Annotated in this window: 21 protein-coding genes; 15 read left to right on the forward strand and 6 right to left on the reverse strand. The window is 62.5% G+C overall.

Annotated features, from left to right (window positions below; all coding sequences use genetic code 11):
- Positions 1-30: 30 nt before the first annotated feature.
- Positions 31-774 carry a flagellar basal-body rod protein FlgF gene (gene flgF, locus FCK22_RS10245; protein WP_067262389.1) on the reverse strand — a complete coding sequence of 248 codons (744 nt, stop codon included), beginning with the start codon at positions 772-774 and terminating at the stop codon, positions 31-33.
- A 98-nt stretch (positions 775-872) separates the two neighbouring features.
- On the opposite strand from flgF, the gene FCK22_RS10250 reads away from it, so the two are divergent.
- The 11 genes from FCK22_RS10250 (at position 873) to FCK22_RS10300 (ending at position 11,110) form a co-directional block, all read left to right on the forward strand.
- Complete coding sequence (locus FCK22_RS10250) at positions 873-2,633, forward strand: hypothetical protein (protein WP_067262387.1); 1,761 nt, start codon at positions 873-875, stop codon at positions 2,631-2,633.
- A gap of 98 nt (positions 2,634-2,731) precedes the next feature.
- Positions 2,732-4,000, forward strand: a complete 1,269-nt coding sequence (locus FCK22_RS10255) for a flagellar hook protein FlgE (RefSeq protein ID WP_067262384.1) — start codon at positions 2,732-2,734, stop codon at positions 3,998-4,000.
- Between the two features lie 12 nt (positions 4,001-4,012).
- Positions 4,013-5,428, forward strand: a complete 1,416-nt coding sequence (flgK, locus tag FCK22_RS10260; protein WP_067262382.1) for a flagellar hook-associated protein FlgK — start codon at positions 4,013-4,015, stop codon at positions 5,426-5,428.
- 7 nt (positions 5,429-5,435) lie between these two features.
- Positions 5,436-6,497, forward strand: coding sequence for a flagellin (locus FCK22_RS10265; RefSeq protein WP_067262380.1), 1,062 nt, complete (start codon positions 5,436-5,438; stop codon positions 6,495-6,497).
- A 13-nt stretch (positions 6,498-6,510) separates the two neighbouring features.
- Entirely contained in the window at positions 6,511-7,611 is a 1,101-nt protein-coding gene (locus tag FCK22_RS10270; RefSeq protein WP_067262378.1) for a flagellar basal body P-ring protein FlgI, read from the forward strand.
- Between the two features lie 9 nt (positions 7,612-7,620).
- The gene (locus FCK22_RS10275) at positions 7,621-7,923 is read left to right on the forward strand and encodes a rod-binding protein (RefSeq protein ID WP_067262376.1); all 303 of its coding nucleotides are present in this window, start codon (positions 7,621-7,623) and stop codon (positions 7,921-7,923) included.
- A 35-nt stretch (positions 7,924-7,958) separates the two neighbouring features.
- Positions 7,959-8,297, forward strand: coding sequence for a hypothetical protein (locus tag FCK22_RS10280; RefSeq protein WP_156505629.1), 339 nt, complete (start codon positions 7,959-7,961; stop codon positions 8,295-8,297).
- A 107-nt stretch (positions 8,298-8,404) separates the two neighbouring features.
- A complete protein-coding gene (locus tag FCK22_RS10285) occupies positions 8,405-9,343 on the forward strand; it encodes a flagellin (RefSeq protein WP_067262370.1) in 939 nt (312 codons plus the stop codon).
- 105 nt (positions 9,344-9,448) lie between these two features.
- The gene (gene flaF / locus FCK22_RS10290; protein ID WP_067262368.1) at positions 9,449-9,853 is read left to right on the forward strand and encodes a flagellar biosynthesis regulator FlaF; all 405 of its coding nucleotides are present in this window, start codon (positions 9,449-9,451) and stop codon (positions 9,851-9,853) included.
- Position 9,854: 1 nt separating this feature from the next.
- On the forward strand, positions 9,855-10,280 hold the full coding sequence (locus tag FCK22_RS10295) for a flagellar biosynthesis repressor FlbT (RefSeq protein WP_067262365.1): 426 nt from the start codon (positions 9,855-9,857) through the stop codon (positions 10,278-10,280).
- Positions 10,277-11,110, forward strand: coding sequence for a DUF1217 domain-containing protein (locus FCK22_RS10300; RefSeq protein WP_067262362.1), 834 nt, complete (start codon positions 10,277-10,279; stop codon positions 11,108-11,110). Before FCK22_RS10295 ends, FCK22_RS10300 begins: the two co-directional genes overlap by 4 nt.
- A 6-nt stretch (positions 11,111-11,116) precedes the next feature.
- On the opposite strand, the gene FCK22_RS10305 is transcribed toward FCK22_RS10300, so the two are convergent.
- The 5 genes from FCK22_RS10305 to fliF are packed head-to-tail and all read right to left on the reverse strand — an operon-like array spanning position 11,117 to position 15,810.
- Positions 11,117-12,166 (reverse strand): flagellar motor switch protein FliG, encoded by a 1,050-nt coding sequence (locus FCK22_RS10305; protein WP_067262359.1) that lies wholly within the window; start codon positions 12,164-12,166, stop codon positions 11,117-11,119.
- 22 nt (positions 12,167-12,188) lie between these two features.
- Positions 12,189-13,025 (reverse strand): flagellar type III secretion system pore protein FliP, encoded by an 837-nt coding sequence (gene fliP / locus FCK22_RS10310; RefSeq protein WP_067262357.1) that lies wholly within the window; start codon positions 13,023-13,025, stop codon positions 12,189-12,191.
- Positions 13,012-13,461 carry a FliM/FliN family flagellar motor switch protein gene (locus FCK22_RS10315; protein WP_082851984.1) on the reverse strand — a complete coding sequence of 150 codons (450 nt, stop codon included), beginning with the start codon at positions 13,459-13,461 and terminating at the stop codon, positions 13,012-13,014. The genes fliP and FCK22_RS10315 overlap by 14 nt, the downstream gene beginning before the upstream one ends.
- Positions 13,448-14,110, reverse strand: coding sequence for a FliH/SctL family protein (locus tag FCK22_RS10320; RefSeq protein WP_136720409.1), 663 nt, complete (start codon positions 14,108-14,110; stop codon positions 13,448-13,450). The genes FCK22_RS10315 and FCK22_RS10320 overlap by 14 nt, the downstream gene beginning before the upstream one ends.
- Positions 14,107-15,810: a flagellar basal-body MS-ring/collar protein FliF gene (gene fliF / locus FCK22_RS10325; RefSeq protein WP_082852070.1), complete on the reverse strand. Its 1,704-nt coding sequence runs from the start codon at positions 15,808-15,810 to the stop codon at positions 14,107-14,109. The genes FCK22_RS10320 and fliF overlap by 4 nt, the downstream gene beginning before the upstream one ends.
- A gap of 182 nt (positions 15,811-15,992) precedes the next feature.
- Here fliF and FCK22_RS10330 point away from each other — a divergent pair, with 182 nt between their 5' ends.
- The 4 genes from FCK22_RS10330 to FCK22_RS10345 are packed head-to-tail and all read left to right on the forward strand — an operon-like array spanning position 15,993 to position 18,478.
- Positions 15,993-16,526: a flagellar basal body-associated FliL family protein gene (locus tag FCK22_RS10330; protein ID WP_231886262.1), complete on the forward strand. Its 534-nt coding sequence runs from the start codon at positions 15,993-15,995 to the stop codon at positions 16,524-16,526.
- Positions 16,523-17,470: a FliM/FliN family flagellar motor switch protein gene (locus tag FCK22_RS10335; protein WP_067261046.1), complete on the forward strand. Its 948-nt coding sequence runs from the start codon at positions 16,523-16,525 to the stop codon at positions 17,468-17,470. The genes FCK22_RS10330 and FCK22_RS10335 overlap by 4 nt, the downstream gene beginning before the upstream one ends.
- On the forward strand, positions 17,451-17,852 hold the full coding sequence (locus FCK22_RS10340; protein ID WP_082851920.1) for a hypothetical protein: 402 nt from the start codon (positions 17,451-17,453) through the stop codon (positions 17,850-17,852). Before FCK22_RS10335 ends, FCK22_RS10340 begins: the two co-directional genes overlap by 20 nt.
- Complete coding sequence (locus FCK22_RS10345) at positions 17,849-18,478, forward strand: hypothetical protein (RefSeq protein WP_067261044.1); 630 nt, start codon at positions 17,849-17,851, stop codon at positions 18,476-18,478. The genes FCK22_RS10340 and FCK22_RS10345 overlap by 4 nt, the downstream gene beginning before the upstream one ends.
- Positions 18,479-18,483 lie beyond the last annotated feature (5 nt).

Genomic DNA, 18,483 nt, shown 5'->3' on the forward strand with positions numbered 1-18,483 from the left:
TCTCGTTCCTTCCGTTCTACGGATGCCGGGTCAGACCGCCTGCGCGATCCGTTTGAGCGAGTCGCGGCGCAGGTCGTCCGCATTGCCCATCATGGTATTGGTGCGCTCATAAGCGCGCTGCACGTCGATCAGCCGCGTCATCTCGCGCACCGGGTTCACGTTGCTCAGCTCCAGCGTGCCTTGGCGCACCTGCACGGCTTCGGCCACGCCCGGTTTGGCGGCCCCCTCAGGTGCGACAAGCATGCCGCCACCAAGCCGTTTGTAGCTTTGAATCTCAGGAATATCGAAGACGCCGATCCGGCCCAGCGGGCCGGTCTCACTGCCCGAAATGGTGCCATCTTCGGAAATGTTGATATCGCCCATGCCCGCAGGGGGCAGTTGGATCGGCGCACCGCCCGCGTCGAGCACTTTGGCCCCCGACAGGAGCGTCAGATTGCCCTCAGGGTCGATCGCAAAGCTGCCGTCGCGGCCAAAGGCCTGTTGCCCGTCGGCGGTTTGATAGCTGAACCACCCCTCACCATGCAGCGCCACGTCCAGCGGGTTGCCGGTTTGCGACAGCGCGCCGGGGCGGGTGTCGATGTAGGAGCCGGTATCGCTGACGAAAGCCGCCTGATCGTCGCCAAGCGCAGTGTTGTCCTGCAATAGCGCCTCGAACACCACATGTTCGCCCTTGTAGCCCGCGGTGCTGGCGTTGGCGATATTGTTGGCGGTGATGTCGAGCTGGCGCTGGAGGGAAGTCGCCAGCGACATGCTGATATGGCTGGTTTCCGTCATAACGGGCCTCAGTTTGGGCAAGGATGGCGTGACATTATGAAGATCAGTGTGAAATAAAGAATGGATCTTTACAAGAATAAAGTGCATCTATTCATATAATGAAGCATCTGCACAACATTGTTCTTGGCCTGTCTTTGCTCTTGGCTCCGCCCGCGACGGCGGAGGGGGGTGCTGTCTTTGCGCCTTTGTCCTTGGCTGAGCAGGGGGAGCAGGACTTTCTCGCCACGCGCGAAGCATTGATGACGCGGCTGGCAGAGGTCTCCGCGCCGGAGGATCCTGCGCGGACCGAGGTGTTGCTGGGGCTGGCGGAATTGCACCTTGCTTGGATGATGCGCCCCGAGGCGGCGGGCTTTCTGGAAGCGCTCGATGGCGAAACCCTCTCCGGCGATGCCGCGCGGCGGCACCGGACCCTGAGCCTCGCGCTCGCCCTGCTCGATGGGGGCGCGGGTGGCGATCTGGGGCAGGCGGTGTCATGGTCCGTCGGCTGGGGGCAGGGGCAGGCCCTGCGGGCGGCGGCCTTTGCCCGGCTGGGCGCGGTGGCTGAGGCGGCGCGCTTGATGCCGCGCACTTTGGAAAGCCTCGCCGACCTGTCGCCAGCCATTCAAGCCGCCGTTCTGCCCGATCTGCTCGAAGCGGCACTGGAGGCCGAGGATTGGGAAGTGGCGCAGGCTTTGGCCGCGCAATTCCCCGACCATGCCGAGCTGCGCGATGGCCCCGCCTATCGCTACCTTCTGGCCCGCGCCTCCGAGGTGTCGGGCGATCTTTTGATGGCTTTCGATGGCTATGCCCAAGCCGCACAGGGCCGCGATGCCTATGCGCAGCGGGCGCGACTGGCCTTGGTCCGGATGGGGCGCGAGACCGAGACCCTGCCGGGACAAGACGCGCTGTCGCTATTGAAAACCGGGCGCTGGATGTGGAGCGGGGATGCCCTCGGGCGCGAAGGCGCGCAGCTTTTGGCAGAGGTTGCCGCAGAGCAGGGCGACACCGATACCGCGTTGTGGGCGCTGCATAATTTGCTGCGCACCGCCCCTGAAGAGGAGGCCGGGGCGCTGCGTGCACAGGCGCGGGCGATCTACGGTGCCTTCTATGCCGAGGGGGCGGCGGGGGAGATCGACCTCGGGCCTTTCCTTGAAGGGCACACCCGTATCAGCGCCCGCTGGCGTTTCGATCCGGGCTTTGTTGGCCATGCCATGGCCGTGCCGCAACGCCTGCTGGATACCGGGATGACCGCCCTCGCTGCGCGGGAGTATCGCGCCCTGCGCGAAATGGCCCAGACTTTGGAGCGGGGCGGGGCGACTGCCCCCGATGCCAGCCTTATGGCGCGCTTGCGGCGCGGCGAGGCGCGTGCGCTTTTGGCAGGTGGGCAGGCGGATGCGGCAGTTGACCTGCTCAGCGGCTATGCCGACGATCAGGGCGCCGAGGCCGAAGCGCTTTTGGTCGAAGCCTTGGCGCAGGCGGGCCGGTCGGATGAACTCGCCGCCCTGCGCCTGCGCGCCCAAGACATGGACCTGCGCCGCAGCCGCGCGGTGGCCCTCTACGAGACCGGCAAATGGGGCGCTGCACGGCACGCCTATCTTGAGATGTGGGAGGCGCACCCCCAGCAGTTTGCCTTTGCCGATGCCACCCGCCTGACCCTCGCCGCCTATCAGGCGGGCGACAGTGCCACGGTCGCAAGGGCCGCCACGGCCTTCCCCGCGCTGGCCGACCTGCCCGGCTGGGCCGAGATAGCCACGGGGCTGGGCGCGCGCGCCGCCGAAGAGGGGCCGCTGGGATCAGACGTGATGCGGCTGAGCATGGAGAGCGCGGATCGTATCCTAGATGCCGTGACCAAGGTGACGGACGTCAAGGAAAGTCAGTGACATAAATATCAAATACAAATTTTATTCTTGCTTTGGCCATGCAGAATCGGCTTTCTCATGTATAAATCAAGAATAACAAGAACGAGCAGGATCAAGTCATGAGCATTACAAGCGCCCTTCAGATCGGGGTCAGCGGGTTGCAGGCCAACTCCTCCCGCGTCCAGAACATCTCGAGCAACATCGCCAACGCCAATACGGTTGGCTACCGGCGGACCTTCTCGGAATTCGTGACGCAGAACACCGGGTCGACGCAGGCGGGGGTGCTGACGGATGTGCGCGCCGATATCTCGGCCAATGGCAATATCATGGGCACGGGGCGCTCGACCGACTTGGCGGTGCAGGGTGACGGCTTCTTCGTCGTCTCGCGCAACCCCAACGATCCTGTCGAATCCAACTACTACCTGACCCGCGCCGGTTCCTTCACCCCGGATCAGGACGGCAACCTGCGCAACTCGGCGGGCTATTTCCTCTCGGGCTTTCCCACGGATGCCAGCGGCGCCACGGGCAGTGTCAGCAGCACCAGCTACAATGACCTCAGCACCGTCAATGTGGCGAGCTATCAGGTCCAAGGCACGCCCAGCACCCGCGTTGGCGTTTCGGGCAATGTCCCCGCACAGGAGACCGGCGCTGGCACCACCGGCACGGCCTTTGAATCCACCCTGCGCTATGTGAACCAACTGGGCGGCAGCGATGCGCTGAACCTGTCTTGGACACCGGGGGCCACGGCCAATGAATGGACTGTTAACATCAGCGATGAGGCGGGCAACAACTACGGCGATGCGATGGTGAATTTCACCGACAGCGGCGTCAATGCAGGCAGCCCGGCGAGCTACACGCCCGGCACCCTCCCGATTGATCCCGCGACCGGCGTGGTGACGTTGCAAATTAACAACGGCGGCACCCCCCAACCGCTTGAGATCGACTTCGGCGCGCCCGGCACCTTTGAGGGGATGACCCAATTCTCGGGCGACTACACGCCCCCGGCCTTTTCGGATGACGGCACCGAGACCGGCAGCCTTGAGCGGGCCGAGATGAGCGACAGCGGCATCCTTTACGGCGTCTTCGACAATGGTCAGCGCCGCGCGCTGTTCCAAGTGCCGCTTGCCAATGTCGCCAACCCCGACCAGATGCGATCGGTCGACGGCAACGCCTATGTGGCGACCCGCGATTCCGGCGCGGTGAGCATCGGCAACCCGATGTTGAACGGTCTGGGCAGCATCAACAGCGGGGCGCTCGAAGGCTCCAACGTGGATATCGCGGAAGAGCTGACCGACCTGATCCAGACGCAGCGGGCCTATTCCTCCAGCGCCAAGATCATCACCACCAGCGATGAGATGCTGAGTGAAACGCTAAGCATCAAACGCTAACCCGGTGCATGAATGAGCATCTCATCTGCCTTTAGCATTGCCCGCAGCGGGCTGAGCACGACAGAGGGTCGCGCCAACCTTGTTGCGGGCAATATCGCCAATGCGCAAACCGAAGGCTACGTCCGGCGCGAGGCCGCGCAGGTCACGACCAACGGACAAAGTGGCACGGTGGAGCTGCGCATCGCGCGGCAGGTGGATGAACGCCTTGCAGGCATGTCGCGGAATGCTTCGGCTGAATTGGGCCGCGCCTCTGCCACCAGTGAGATACTCGGCAGCTATCTGATCACCCTGGGTGAGCCGGGCGATGAAGTCTCCCCTGCCGCTCGTCTGGCGGAGTTTCAGGCGGGGCTCGACCTTCTGGCCAACAACCCCTCCGACCCCGCCGCCCAGAACGACCTTTTGTCGCGCAGCGAGACCTTGGTGCACAGCATCAACGAGGCCGCCATCGGGCTTGAGGCCAGCCGCGCGCAGGCCGGTGACAGCCTTGTGGCGAGCGTGGCCGAGGTGAATGCGGCGCTCTCGGATATCGCCGCGTTGAACGAACGTCTGGCCCTTGCCGGGACCGATCCCACCGGCACCAGCGGGCTGATGGATGAGATGAACCGCCGCCTTGATGCTTTGGGCAGTCAGATGGATTTCCAAAGCCGTTGGGAAGCGGATGGAACGCTGACGCTGCACACCACCGGCGGCACGGAATTGGTCCATGGCGAAACCGCCGTGCGGCTGAACGCCAACCCCGAGACGGGGCGGCTGATGGCCGGGGACATCGACATCACGCCAAACAGCGCCACCGCGCGCGGGTCCGACAGTGGCCGCCTTGCGGGGCTGAGCGGGTTGATCGCCAATGACCTGCCGCAGATGAAGCTGCAATTGGATGAACTCGCCCGCGGGCTGGTGCAGAGTTTCGAGGCCGCAGATGCCTCCGTCGGGGCCGGGCAGCCGGGGCTTTTCACTGATGCAGGCGGGGCTTTCGATCCGGCGCAGTTGGACGGGCTGGCCGGGCGGCTTGCGCTAAATGACAGCGTCCAGCCCGACAAGGGCGGTGCGCTTTGGCGGCTGCGCGACGGTGCCGGTGCCACATTCCCCGGCGAGCCGGGCGACACCACGCAGTTGAACGCCTTTGTCGACGTGCTTGAGACGGGCATGGCTTTTGACGCGGCCACGGGCCTCAGCACCAATGCGCGTTTGGGGGATTACGCCGCCGATCTGGTCAGCCAACAAAACGTGCTGCGGGTGGGGGCAGATGGGCAGGCCGAGACGGCGCGCGTGCGGCTCATCACCTTCGAGGACAACCGCAGCAGCATCGAGGGCGTGAACGTCGATACCGAACTGCAAAAGCTGCTGGAGATCGAACAGGCCTACGGCGCGAATTCGCAGGTGCTTACCAGTCTGAGCGATATGCTCGACACCCTTTTGGCCAGCGTGTGAGGATAGGATGACCGAGATTTCCCGCACCGTCTCCACCGCTTTGCAAAGCCTGCGCCAGCGCGAACAGACCAGCCGCCTTGCCGCTGAGATCTCGGATGTGTCCAAAGAGGTGACGACCGGGCTGAAGGCCAACCCCTATGACGATCTGGGCCACCGCTCTGCCGATGCCATCGCCATTCGCATGCAGATCACCCGCAACGATGGTTTCCTGACCTCCAATGCGCTTTTGGACCGCCGTTTCCTCGCCGTGGAAACATCGCTCGGGGCTATGCGCGACGTGGGCCAAGAGGTGCTTGAGCAAGCCTTCACCGCCGACAGCGCGGGCGGGCTTTCGACGACCTATCTGTCGCAGGCGGCGCGCACGGCGCTTGACCGGGTGTTGGAACGTGCGGCGGTCAGCGACAGTTCCGGTTTCCTGATGTCCGGCACCCGCAGCGACACCAACCCGCTGCAAGCGTGGGATGAGATCAACCCGCGCACCGGCGAATCCCCGGCCATTGCGGTGGATCACATGATCGGCGGCCCTCTGACCGATGTGGCGGATGTGCAGCGCGCCATCGATGACCTCAAGGCGGGCTTTGGCGACAGTTCGGTGTTCTTCAACCATAATTTCGAGAACACCTTTTACAACGGCGCGCCGTCGGGCAATCCGCCGCTGACCTCGCGCACCTCAGAGACGCAAACCCTCACCCAAACCGCCCAAGCCAATGACCCGGCAATCCGCGATCTGATCCGCGGTCTGGCCATGCTGAGCGCGGTGAACCCCAGCGACATCCCCGATGAGGCCGCCCGCGATGCGTGGCTAACCGAGGCCCGCAGCGCCATCGGCGCGGGGCTCGAAGGGCTGACCGATCTAGAAACCCAGACCGGCCTGAAACGCGCACAGCTCGCTGATACGATCGCGGCCCAAGAAAGCCGGGCGCTGTTTCTGGATGGGGAGGTGATGAACCTCGAAGGGGTTGACCAATATGACACGGCCACCCGTCTGACCCAATTGCAAAACCAACTCGACTCCAGCTTTGCCATCACCGCGCGGCTCTCGCGCCTGTCCTTCCTGAACTACCTCTAACCGGAACCGCCCCATGAACGCCTTGTTTAAACTCTTGCTGATCGGCCTCACCTTCGCGCTCGCCGCGCCGGCGGCAGCACAGGTGCGGATCAAGGATATCGTCACCGTCGAGGGAGTGCGGTCGAACCAATTGGTCGGCTACGGGCTGGTCGTGGGGCTGAACGGCACGGGCGACAGCCTGCGCAACGCGCCTTTCACCGAACGCGCCATCGAAGGCATGCTAGAGCGGCTCGGCATCGGCAACCTGACCGAAGATCAGATGCGCACGGCCAATACCGCCGCCGTCATGGTCACCGCCTCCCTGCCGCCCTTCGCGCGGGCCGGTAGCACCATCGACGTGGTGGTCTCCTCCTTGGGTGATGCGTCATCGCTGCGCGGCGGCACGCTGATCGTCACCCCGCTGACCGCGGCCGATGGTGAGATCTACGCCGTGGCCCAAGGCCCGATCGCCGTCGCCGGCTTCGCCGCACAGGGGCTGAACGCCTCCATCGTCGAAGGCGTGCCCACGGGCGCGCGGATCGACAATGGCGCCATCGTCGAGCGTGAGGTTGACTTCGACTTTAGCGAAATGAACAGCATCAAACTGGCCCTGCGCAACGCCGATTTCGTCACCGCACAGCGGGTCGAGGCCGCGATCAACCAAGCCATGGGTCCGGTCGCCAAGGCCATCGATTCGCGCACCATCACCGTGTCGGCCTACGGCAAGGGATCGCTGATGGAGACGATGGCCCTGATCGAACCGCTGCAAGTCCAGCCTGATCAGGCCGCCAAAGTGGTGATCGACGCGCGTTCAGGCACCATCGTCATCGGCGCCAATGTCCGCATAGACCGCGTCGCGGTTAGCCAAGGCGGGCTGACCGTCACCGTCCGCGATGATTTCAACGTCAGCCAGCCCGAATCGCTGTCCATCGGCGGGACCACCGTAGTGGTCCCGAACTCTTCGGTCGGCGTGGAAGAGAAAGACGCGAAATTCGCCGTCATCGACGGGTCAGTCAGCCTGCAACGGCTGGTCGATGGGCTGAACGCCATCGGCGTCGGCGCGACCGAGACGATTTCAATCCTTCAAGCCATCAAGGCGGCGGGCGCTCTGCATGCCGACCTTGAGATCATCTAGGGGCAGGTCTTGGAATTCGCATCTTTCCCAATCCCCGCGCCGACCCCGGCGGCCAAACCGGCAGCACCGCAGGCCGATGCCGTCACCGCCGAAAAGGCGCAGGAGTTCGAGGCCATGTTCCTCGGGCAAATGGTCGATGAAATGCTCTCGACCGTGGACATCGGCAGCTTCGGCGGGGGGCATGCCGAAGAGACTTGGCGCAGCTTTCTGTCCAACGCGATTGGCGAAAGCATCGCCGAGCAGAACAGCACCGGAATCGCCCGCACAATTGAGACCGCCATGCAGCGCTATCAAACGGGGGCCAACCGATGAGCGATCCGCGCAAAGCACTCGCCGCCGTTGACGCTTTGGGCAATCTGCTGCGCCGCGAAATCGCCGCAGTCGAGGGCGGGGCGTTCAATCAACTGGTCGAATTCGCCAGCGAAAAGGCCCGACTCACCGCCGTGCTGGAAGAGCAACTCAGCCAAGATCCCGAGGCGGTCAGCAAAGATAAATTGCGCGATCTGAAAGATCTGATCGCGCGCGATCATCACCACCTGCAATTGGCCCGCCAAGCCGCGTCAGAGATGATCTCACAGGTTTCCCAAATCCGGGAAAAGCACAGCATTGCAGGCATTTACGGCCGAAGCGGTGCGAAACGTGACAACCGCGCAACACTGATGACAACCGTGGACAAAAGTTTCTGAATTGCCTCAATGTTGCCAGTTTTTCGCGTAAAAACGTAATCAAGCGGGTTCGCCCCGCAGTTGTCAGAAAGACGACATAACGAACTAGAATAGTCTGGAATAAGAATATGTCTTCGATCAACACAAACACATCCGCAATGAACGCTCTGTCGACTCTGCGGAGCGTCAATTCGAGTCTGAATCAAACGCAGGACCGTATCTCGACCGGCCTGAAGGTCGGCTCGGCCAAAGACAACGCCGCATACTTCGCCATCTCCGAAACGATGAAGGGCGACAGCGGCATGACCAAAGCCGTAAACGAGAGCCTGACCCTGACCAAGAACTCGCTGGCCACGGCGCGTGTGGGCGCGGAAAGCGTAAAAGACTTGGCCAACCAATTCTCGGAGCGTGTGGCCTTTGCGCAGAGTGGCGATGCCACTATTGACGACATCTCGACCGAACTGGCCGAAATCGTTAAGCAAATGGGCACTTCTATCAGCCAATCAACTTTTAACGGTGACGATCTGGTAGCAGCAGGCGACACCATCGCGACAACTGCGGTTGTTGACGGCACGACCGGTGCTATCACCACCGATGCTGCAACGACCAATGGTGAACGCAGCCTTACCGTTGTAACCGGCATTAGCCGTTTGAACGACACCTTTGCCACCACGAACATGACAGTTTCGGGTGTGGATCTGAAAGAAATCCATAACGAATTCAAAGCTATCTCGGATAACTTGAAGACGAACTACGACGCGCTGACGACAGATGCCGCAAAGCAAACATATCTGGAGAATACGCTGGAAGAGGCTCAAGGTCTGCTGGCTCGTTCGGTCTCGGCAGAAACCACTTTGGGCGTTGCTGAAAAATCTATCGAAAACCAGCAAGAGTTCCTGACCAAGCTCTCCGACAACCTCGACTCCGGCGTTGGCGCGATGGTTGACGCCAACATGGAAGAAGAAGCCGCCCGTCTTCAGGCGCTTCAGGTTCAGCAGCAGCTGGCATCGCAGTCCCTGTCGATCGCAAACCAGGCACCGCAGAACATCCTGAGCCTGTTCCGTTAAGGATTAGGGTTTTCGGGGCCAGAGCCTAGTGCTCTCGCCCCGATCCAACCGCCTCAGAATTTGCGGTTGGCAGGCAGCAAACGATAAAAACAAGGAAGAATTCCTATGGGGCTGGCAGCATACAAACGAACAATTCGCGAAAGCGAAACCCCGCGGCAGATCGAGCGCCGCATCCTGAGCCGCGTCACACATGACCTTGCCGAGAAGGGCCAGGGCTTTGATGCGACAGACGACAAGAGCGAGCGGTTGAACATCCTCGCCTCCGGTCTGCGCGACGCGATCTATGAAAATCAACGGTTCTGGTCGGCTCTGCGCTTTGACCTGTCTGAGCCGGAAAACAAGATGCCTGACGGGCTGAAAGCCTCGCTCATTTCCATCGCGCTTTGGGTGGACCGTCATAGCACCGCGCTGATGGCAGGCGAAGGCCGTTTGGCGGGTCTTGTCGAGATCAACGGCAATATCGCCGCCGGTCTGGCCGGGCAGGCCGCCCCGCAGATGCAGGAGGTGTAAGATGCTGAAACTCACCCTCCGCCCCCGCGAACGTGTGGTCGTGAACGGCTGCGTCATCCGCAACGGCGACCGCCGCCAAGCGCTGACGGTCGAGAATCGCGCCGACATCGTGCGCGAATCCGATCTGCTGAAGCCGGACGCGGAATCCACGCCCGTCTCCAAGGTCTACTTCTTGGTGCAGACTGCGCTGATCCGTCCCGACACCCGCGACCAAATCATGCCGATGATCCAGCAGGGCTTGGCCGATCTGGCCTGTTGCTTTGGCGCAGACATGCGCGCCCGGATCATGGAAGCGGCGAATTTCGTCTCCATGGCCGATTTCTACAAAGCAATGAGCGAGCTGCGCGCGGTGCTCAAATACGAGACCGAACTCATGCAGCTTCGCCCGGTGCCGCCCGCCTCTAGCCATGAGGCCGCGCACGCATGATTTCGCTGGGCGGCATGGGCACGCAGGTGGCGGTCAAACTGTTTGACGCAACGCGCGACAAACAGCTCGACCTTGCCGCCAGCAACGCCCTGAACGCCCGGCAGATCGAAGCCTTTGAAGAGCGTATCGGCAGCATCTCTTCCCCGCAGGAACTGATTGCCGATACGGAAGTCTATACTTTCGTCATGCGGGCCTTCGACCTCGAAGATCAGATCTTTGGCAAGGCGATGATCCGCAAGACGTTGGAAAGCGATATCACCGACAGTTCCGCGCTGGTGAACCGCCTCAGCGACCCCAAGATTCGCGACATGTATCTCACTTTGGGCTTCACGCCCGGAGGGGGCAGCAGCGAGAACCTTGATAAGGTCGATTGGCAGGCCGAGATGATCGAGCGTTTCAAAGAACGTTTCGTGCTGAACGAGGCCGGAGAGGACAACGAAGGCGCGCGGATCGCCTTGGAGTTTAAAGCTAAGGCCGCTGAGATCGACTCATGGCTCGACGTGCTGAAGGACGAAGACCTCGGCAAATTCATGCGCCGCGCCCTTGGTGTGCCGGATGAGGCGATTCAAGTCGATCTCGACCGTCAGATCGCGCTTTTTGAGCAGAAGTTCGACATCGAAAAGCTGCAAGACCCGGCGGAGGTCGACAAGCTCGTCTCGCGGTTCTCGGCGATTTACGATGCGGTCGAAGGTGTCTCTTCGTCGTCGAGCACGGTGCTTTCGCTGATGCAGGGGGCTGTCTCGATCGGGCAGGGCGGCAGCTTTACGGCAGCGACCATCGACATCCCCACGATCACCGGCGGCTATAGCGCGTCGAGCGTCTACCGCTGACCCCCTTTACTCGATGAATTCGTCGTCATCGGCGGCCGAGGGCAATTCGATCACCCCTTGATCGGCAAGGCTCTTAGCATATTCCACCATGGCGGCCTGTGCCGCGCGCACGTCGCGGCCCCGGACCGGGCCGGTGGCGGCCATCTCGTCCATCAGCATCTGACGCGAGCGTTGCGGCAGGCATTCCATCAGGTGATCGCGCTGCTCTTTCTTGGCGCCGCGCATCGCCATCGGTAGGGTCGCCCCATCGAGCCCGCGCATTACCTGCGCCAAGTCCTGCATCGGCAGTTTGAACAGGTCGTCAAAGACGAACATGCGCTGTTTGATGGCTTGGAAAGCGTCCGGAATACGCGCGTCCAGCGCGCCGGAAAGCTCATCAAAGGCCTGCACATCCAACTGGTTGAACAGATCCGCCATGCGCTGATGCGTCTCGACCGAATTGGTATGCATCGCATTCGACAGGATATCCTGTTTCAGCGTCTCTTCGATCTGCTGCATCATATGCAATGGCACGGCCTCCATCGCGATCATGCGCTCGGCGATGTCCTGCATCCGCTCAGGACCCAGCAGCGGCAGCACCTTGGCGGCTACGCCGGTGTCGACGTTGTTGAGGATCGCCGCGGCGGTTTGGTCATGCTCGCCCTTGAGGTAATTGGCGATCACCGTCTCATCCAGCGCACCAAAGCCGCGCCACATGGCGTTCTCCCGCTCGCTGTTCTTGAGGCCTTCCATGATGCTGCTCACCTGCTCTTCGGGCATGAATTTGCGCAGCATGGATTCCGCCGTCGACAGCGACCCCACGACCGAACCGGTGCCGCTGACGACCTTTTGGGTGAACTCTTTGAGCACATGTTCCACCACCTCTGCCGGGATCGGGCCAAGGCGGCTCATGGCGCTGGTGATACGCTCGATCTCGGCGGTGCCAAGCTTTTGCATCAGTTTCGATCCGGTCTGCTCGCCGAGGCAGAGAAAGGTGATGGCCGCCTTGGTCGGACCGTTCAGATCCTCCACCGTGATGGGCTTTCTGCGGGATTTGGAAAGGGCATTGGTCGACATGGAGAAATCCTTTCAGAGCAGGTCAGCCACCGGCAAGCGGCACATAGCTTTCGATCAGAGACCCGGCCAGCATGTACCAACCGTCGATCAGCACAAAGAAAATCACCTTGAACGGCAAGGAGATGAGTACCGGGGGCAGCATCATCATGCCCGCGCTCATCAAGACCGAGGCGACGATAAGGTCGATGGCGACGAAGGGCAGGTAGATCAGAAAACCGATGGTAAAGGCGCGGCGCAGTTCCGAGATCATGAAGGCGGGCACCAGATGGCGGAAAGTGGCCTCTTCCGCCGAGGCGGGCAGGGGGCTTTCTTCGGCCTCCTCATCCGCAGGCGCGATGCGCAGGAACAGGGCGTAGTCTTCGGGCCGCGTGTTGACATACATGAAGGTCTTGAAGGGCGCGGCGATCCGCTCCAGCGCCTGTTCCTCGGCGATGGCGTTTTCCAACAGCGGCTCAACCCCGGCCTCATAGGCGTCCTCAAACACCGGCTGCATGACGAAGAAGGTCATGAACAGCGCCAGCGAGGTCAGCACGATATTGGGCGGGGTCTGGTTCAGCCCAAGGGCCGAGCGCAGCATCGACAGGACAATGACAAAGCGGGTGAAGCTGGTCATCACCACCAAAAGCCCCGGCGCGATGCTGAGCACGGTGACCAGCGCGATGAACTGGACGATCCGCCCCGAAAGATTGGCGTTCTCATCACTGCCCGGCGCGGTGTCACCAATCACATCCGAAAGCGTGCTGAGAAATCCGCCATCTTGGGCCACGGCCATGCCGCCGCTGGCGAGAAGCACCAGCAGGGCAAGGCCCATCCGGCCCGACGCATAGCTGCGCAGAGAGGGGCGGTCAGTCAGGGACATAGTCCTTGACGATCTGGGTCAGGGAGACGCCAAGCCGGTCTTCACCGACCTTCACGAGATCACCGCGCGCCACCAGACGGTCCGAGACCATAAGGTCCACCGGTGCACCGATCTTGCGGTTCAACTCCACGATAGAGCCGCGGGTGAGTTCCAGCAGGCGCGAAATCGGCATACGGGCTTGGCCCAGCACGATCTGCACATCGAGGCCGACGTTCAGCATCGCGTTGATGCCCGCGCCGCCCGCATCGGGGCGGGGGGCCAGCGCGTTGCGCGAGTCTTCGGTGTCAAGCTGCGGGAAGACGCCCGCATCATCGCCGCCCGCGCTGGCGGCGTTGCCAAAGGCATCGGCGCGCGGCTGCTCTGGCGTGGCGTCAGGCGCTTTGCCGTCTGTGGCGTTGTTGTCGTCTTGGGGGGATTGCAGGTCAGGCTTGTCCATTTCCGTCCTTCTCCTTTTGTGCTTTCAGCGCCCGCGCATGGGTGTCGCGCAATTCGGCGAGCAGGCGGTCGCAAATCTTTTTGAACCCGTAATCAAGGTTGCCGTGGTCCCATTCCATGCGCGCATCGCCATCGGGCAGTTCGGGATCGGCCCGCAGGTCCAGCACCCTGTCGCATTTGTAATAGACCGCCCGTTGCCGCAGCTCGGGGCCGATCTGATCCAGCGTGGCGGGCGACAGGCGCACTTTGATATGGCTCGACCCGATGGCCATTTTCAGCGATTGGGTCACGGTCTTTTTCACCCGCGCGGTTGAAAGCCGTTCGATCACCTCGGGCAGGACGATCTCGCAGGTTTGCAGGGTAAAGCCCACGATCTGCGCCATCAGCGCTTCTTGATGGGCCTGCATCGCCTGTGCCAGCCGCGCCAGTTCCTGCGCGAGCTTTTCGGCCATGGCGGCATGTTCGGCCTGCATGGTCTGATGCATCTCGGCGCGGCCCGCATCGGCCCCGGCCAGATAGCCTTCGATATGGCCCTGCTTATGGGCCTTCTTGATTTTCGCTTCGATCTCTTCCGGGGTGGGCAGCGCCGGGTCTTGCGGCTTGCTCTTGCCGTCTTCGTCGAAGTTCTGAAGCTTGAGGCTCGTGATCACAAATCATCCCCTTCCGACAGCCATTCGCCCAGAACGCGCAGGGCGTCATCAGTGTTGTCCTCGGCCAGCTCGGCCACGGCGCGCAATTGGCTGTGCTGAACCGCCCCCTCGACCGAGGCGAGATGCACCATGTCGCGGGGCATTTCATCCATCGGGCCAAGCACCGCACCGGTCTGCGCCCCCGCCGGGGTGGGCAGGCGGTTTTGCGGCGTCTCTTTCTGGGTGCCGCCGGTCAGCGCCTTGGGCGCGTTGTCTTCCTCGGGGCCGTCCAGCAGCGCCGCATCGGCCCCGGCACCGGCCAGCGCGGGCTGGGGCAGGGTGGCATCCAGCACCATGCGCAGGGGGCGGGCGCCCAGCACCATGATGATCGCCACCAGCGCCAAGGCGAAGAGCGAGCGCAGGATGGTCATGGCGTTATCGGCCAGCACCGCGCCCAAGCCACGGCTGGCGGGGTTGCTGAACTCGGAATCGAAATCGAGGAATTGCAGACTGTCGACCTGCACCTGATCGCCCCGGGCCTGATCAAAGCCGATGGCCGTGCTGACCAGCTGCGTCAGACGCGCCATCTCCTCGGGGCTGCGCTCGATATAGCCTTCGGAGCCATCGGGCAGGGTGCCGTAGCTGCCGTTGACCAGCACCGCGACCGAGATACGCTCAATATCGCCCGGCTCGCGCACCAATTCGCTCTGAACCGAGCCGATCTCGTAGTTGATGATCTCATCGTTTTCCGAACGGGTGGACTGGCCTGCCGCCCCGCCCGCATCGTCGCGCAGCTCATCGGGAATGTTGTTGGCCACATCCACCGTGGCCGCCGCCGGGTCAGTCTCATTCGAGTTGCGCACGCGGGTCTCGATCGACCGGGCGACCTGCTGGGCGGGATCGAAGCTGCGCGAGACACGCACTTCGCGCTCGGTGGTCAGATCGACGCTGACCCGCACGCGGGCATTGCCCGGCCCAACCCGGGCGTTGAGGATCGATTCAACCTTTTGCGCCAGTTGCTCTTCGATCATGCTGCGCTGCCCCTGCAGCGAGAAGTCGGAGCTGCCGCCCTCATCCTTGGCCAGGATCGTCTCGCCGGAGGCCGAGAGGACGGTCACGTTCTGCGCTTCCAAATCCGCCACGGCTGAGGCGACCAGCGCTTGGATCGCCTGCGCCTGACGGCGCGTCATGCTGGTATTGGCCTGCGACCGCACGATGACCGAGCCGCTGGCCTCGGCTCGGCTGCGCGAAAAGGCGGCGCGTTCGGGCAGCACCAGATGCACCCGCGCGGCTTTGATGCCGCTGATCGTCTGGATCGACCGGGCAAGCTCCCCTTCCAGCGCGCGCAGGCGGTTCACCTTTTGCATGAAGGAGTTCATCCCCATGCCGGACATATTGTCGAAAATCTCCCACCCCGGGACGCCTTCGCCGGGCAGCCCTGCATCGGCCAACGCCATGCGGGCGCGGGCGATGTCGGTCTCGGCGACCGAGATGGTATCGCCGTTGCGCGACAGATCGACCGTCAGCCCCGCCTGTTCCAGCGTCTGCATCATCTGCGAGGCGGTGCCGGGGCTTAACTGGCTGTAAACCGGGACATAGGTAGGGGCGAGGATGGTCCGCGCGCCGATGAAGATGGCCGCGGTGATCGCCAGACCGATGCCGCCAAGAAGAGCCAGCCGCTTTGGACCCAAATCCTTAAGGTTTTCAACGATCTGATTCACGGCCCCTCACTCGGTTGTATGGCCCGAGCATTCTCCACTCGGCCCTCACTATGCAAGCATATATCGATTTATACTTGGCCGATCCGAAAAATAAACAGGTTTCTGTTGCAATAAAGCTTGTTTGAATATGTATTTGTTCTTGCATGTGGCGCTTCGCGCGGGATCCGATTAAGAGTGAAAGAATGAAAAAACCTCTCGCTATCCTTGCTGTCGTCTTGCTCTGCCTTCTTGCGGGTCTGGGTGGGGTCACGCTGGCCATCGGGCCTTCGGGGTTGCTTGAAATGGCCGGGCTGGGGGGGGAGGAAACCGCCGAAGAGACCGTTGAGACGGCTGAGAGCGATCACGGCGAGAAGGGCGGCGAAGACGGCCACGGCGCAAAGCCCAAGACCGAAGTCAAAATGCCGGTCATGCCTTTTCCTGAGATCATCGTGAACGTCACCGACACCGGCCCGCAGGGCGGGCAGACCAGCCGCTTTCTCAAGCTCAACATGCTGATGGTCTATGACGAAACCGCCGAGGGCGCAGAGCGTCTGGTCGCGCGTGAGATTTACCTGCGCGACAGTTTCCAAGATTTCCTGCGCCAGTTGCATGTCAGCGATCTGTCGGGCAGCTATGGGCTGGCGATGCTAAAGACCGAACTGCTGCGCCGGGCGCGGGCGGTGGGGCACACCGACGCGCCGCATGAAATCCTGATTGCCGATATGGTGGTGCAATGACGATAGCGGCCTCCCCCGATGCGCTGAGCCTCGAAGAGACGATGATCCGTCAGGCGCGGGAAAGCTTCCAGCGCCTGCCCACGCTTGAGATCATCATCGACCGTCTGCTGCTGGCGCTGGTGCCCGACCTCAAATCCTATTGCACCGTCGCCCCCGAGATCGAGCTGAGCTCGCTCGAATACATGCCCTATGAGGACGCGATGGAGAGCATCCAGTCGCCCTCGCTCATCGCCATTGCCAATGCGGAAAGCTGGGGCAGCCAGATCGCCTGTGTGGTCGAGCCTGACCTGCTGTTTTCGGTGCTCGAGATCATGCTGGGTGGCCGCCGCGCCACCAGCCAGCAGTGGAAACCCCGCGGTTTGACCGCGATTGAGCAGAAACTGGGCCGCAGGCTGGCGGAACTATCGCTCAAAGGTTTGGCGCATTGCCTGCAGGATGTCAGCCCGGTGCAATTCGACATTCAATCGCTCGAATCCAACCCCCGGTCGGTCATGCTGGCCGCGCCGCGCACGGCGACGGTGCTGGTCCGCTTGCATATGCAATTCGAAGACCGCAGCGGCCATATGGCGCTGGTCTTGCCCTATGGCACGCTGGATGAGGTCAGCGCCCAGCTTGCGCAGCCTTTCCTTGGCGGGCGCTCGCCCACCGACAGCAACGCGCGCAAGGATATGAACAGCCAGATCTCCAGTACCACGGTCACCATCACCGGCGTGCTACAGCAGGTGACGATCCCGCTGCATGAGGTGCTGGAATGGAAGCCCGGTCAGGTGATCGATCTGGGCATGACCGTCGATACCCCCGTGGTCGGCATGGTGAACGCCCAGCCGATGTTTCAAGCGGCCTTTGGCCAGCGCAGCAATGGCGCCTTGGCGCTGCGGGTGATCCAATCCCTGCTCCCTAAGGAAAATCAGGAGGACAGCGACGATGATGCCGGCCTTGATTGATATCCTCATCATCGTGCTGCTGGTCGGCACGCTGGTCTATGCCTTTATCCTCGACCGCCGCGTTCGCGCCTTGATGGCGACCCTGAAAGAGATGGAGCCGATGGTCGGGGCCTTTTCCAACGCGGTCGATCAATCGGCGAAATCGGTCGAAGACCTGCGTGACCTCAGCACCAAGGTACAGCGCCCCGAGCCGCCGGTGCAACGCGAGGCCACGGCGCCCCGTCAAGCCGCGCCCGAGCCTGCCCCGGCGGGCCAGAACCCGGCCCAGATGCGCGCCGCGCGGCTCAAGGGCCGTGCGCAGGTCCGGGGCCAAGCGGCGGTACAGGGCAAGTCCGAACTGGTCCGCACCTTTTTCGACATCACCAAGGAGCGTAAGGAATGAGCCGTATTTCCCTGCCCAAGATCGCGCTTTTTGGCCTTGGCGTGGCTGGTGTGCTCAAACTCACGGTTGAGTTCATGCCGATGATGGCCATCGCCGAAACCCCCGATGACACGCCCCCGGTCCCTGTTGAGCTTGCCGCCGCCCCCGCGCCACCCAGCTATGACGCCAGCGCCCCGGGCGAGAGCGGCATGTGCGAGCCGAGCCATCTGATTGCCGAAGCCATCGCCGAAGAGCGGGCGCTGCTGAAAGAGCAACGCGACACGATTGCCGACCGTGAAGCCAAGCTTGCGCTGGCCGAACAGAGCCTCAAGGCCGAACAGACCCGCCTCGCCAGCCTGCGCGACGAGATCGGCGCGCAGCTCAAGGTGATCGAAGAGGCGAACAATCAGGACATGACCAAACTGGTCGAACTTTACCGGAACATGAAGCCGCAGGTGGCGGCGGGCATCATGGATGAGATCGACGTGGAGACCGCCGTGCAGGTCATCGGTGCCATGCCCGAACGGGACGCGGCGCAGATCATGGGATCGTTCAGCCTTGTCCGGGCGCGGTTGATCACGAAAATCCTGCTGGAACGCTCCAAACTCCCCGCCGACCGCAATCTCGAAGGGCTGCGCCTGCGCTAAGCACG

The organism is Sulfitobacter sp. 15WGC, assembly GCF_005068605.1.
Lineage (GTDB): Bacteria > Pseudomonadota > Alphaproteobacteria > Rhodobacterales > Rhodobacteraceae > Sulfitobacter > Sulfitobacter faviae.

What these genes read in the sequence shown, in the direction of transcription:
- FCK22_RS10265 (WP_067262380.1), top strand. Translation starts at nt 5,436, where the DNA reads ATGACCGAGATTTCCCGCACCGTCTCCACCGCTTTGCAAAGCCTGCGC.
- FCK22_RS10255 (WP_067262384.1), top strand. Translation starts at nt 2,732, where the DNA reads ATGAGCATTACAAGCGCCCTTCAGATCGGGGTCAGCGGGTTGCAGGCC.
- flgK (WP_067262382.1), top strand. Translation starts at nt 4,013, where the DNA reads ATGAGCATCTCATCTGCCTTTAGCATTGCCCGCAGCGGGCTGAGCACG.
- FCK22_RS10315 (WP_082851984.1), bottom strand. Translation starts at nt 13,461, where the DNA reads ATGGACAAGCCTGACCTGCAATCCCCCCAAGACGACAACAACGCCACA.
- FCK22_RS10285 (WP_067262370.1), top strand. Translation starts at nt 8,405, where the DNA reads ATGTCTTCGATCAACACAAACACATCCGCAATGAACGCTCTGTCGACT.
- FCK22_RS10345 (WP_067261044.1), top strand. Translation starts at nt 17,849, where the DNA reads ATGAGCCGTATTTCCCTGCCCAAGATCGCGCTTTTTGGCCTTGGCGTG.
- FCK22_RS10250 (WP_067262387.1), top strand. Translation starts at nt 873, where the DNA reads ATGAAGCATCTGCACAACATTGTTCTTGGCCTGTCTTTGCTCTTGGCT.
- FCK22_RS10300 (WP_067262362.1), top strand. Translation starts at nt 10,277, where the DNA reads ATGATTTCGCTGGGCGGCATGGGCACGCAGGTGGCGGTCAAACTGTTT.
- FCK22_RS10270 (WP_067262378.1), top strand. Translation starts at nt 6,511, where the DNA reads ATGAACGCCTTGTTTAAACTCTTGCTGATCGGCCTCACCTTCGCGCTC.
- FCK22_RS10305 (WP_067262359.1), bottom strand. Translation starts at nt 12,166, where the DNA reads ATGTCGACCAATGCCCTTTCCAAATCCCGCAGAAAGCCCATCACGGTG.
- fliP (WP_067262357.1), bottom strand. Translation starts at nt 13,025, where the DNA reads ATGTCCCTGACTGACCGCCCCTCTCTGCGCAGCTATGCGTCGGGCCGG.
- FCK22_RS10335 (WP_067261046.1), top strand. Translation starts at nt 16,523, where the DNA reads ATGACGATAGCGGCCTCCCCCGATGCGCTGAGCCTCGAAGAGACGATG.
- FCK22_RS10340 (WP_082851920.1), top strand. Translation starts at nt 17,451, where the DNA reads ATGATGCCGGCCTTGATTGATATCCTCATCATCGTGCTGCTGGTCGGC.
- flgF (WP_067262389.1), bottom strand. Translation starts at nt 774, where the DNA reads ATGACGGAAACCAGCCATATCAGCATGTCGCTGGCGACTTCCCTCCAG.
- flaF (WP_067262368.1), top strand. Translation starts at nt 9,449, where the DNA reads ATGGGGCTGGCAGCATACAAACGAACAATTCGCGAAAGCGAAACCCCG.
- FCK22_RS10295 (WP_067262365.1), top strand. Translation starts at nt 9,855, where the DNA reads ATGCTGAAACTCACCCTCCGCCCCCGCGAACGTGTGGTCGTGAACGGC.
- FCK22_RS10330 (WP_231886262.1), top strand. Translation starts at nt 15,993, where the DNA reads ATGAAAAAACCTCTCGCTATCCTTGCTGTCGTCTTGCTCTGCCTTCTT.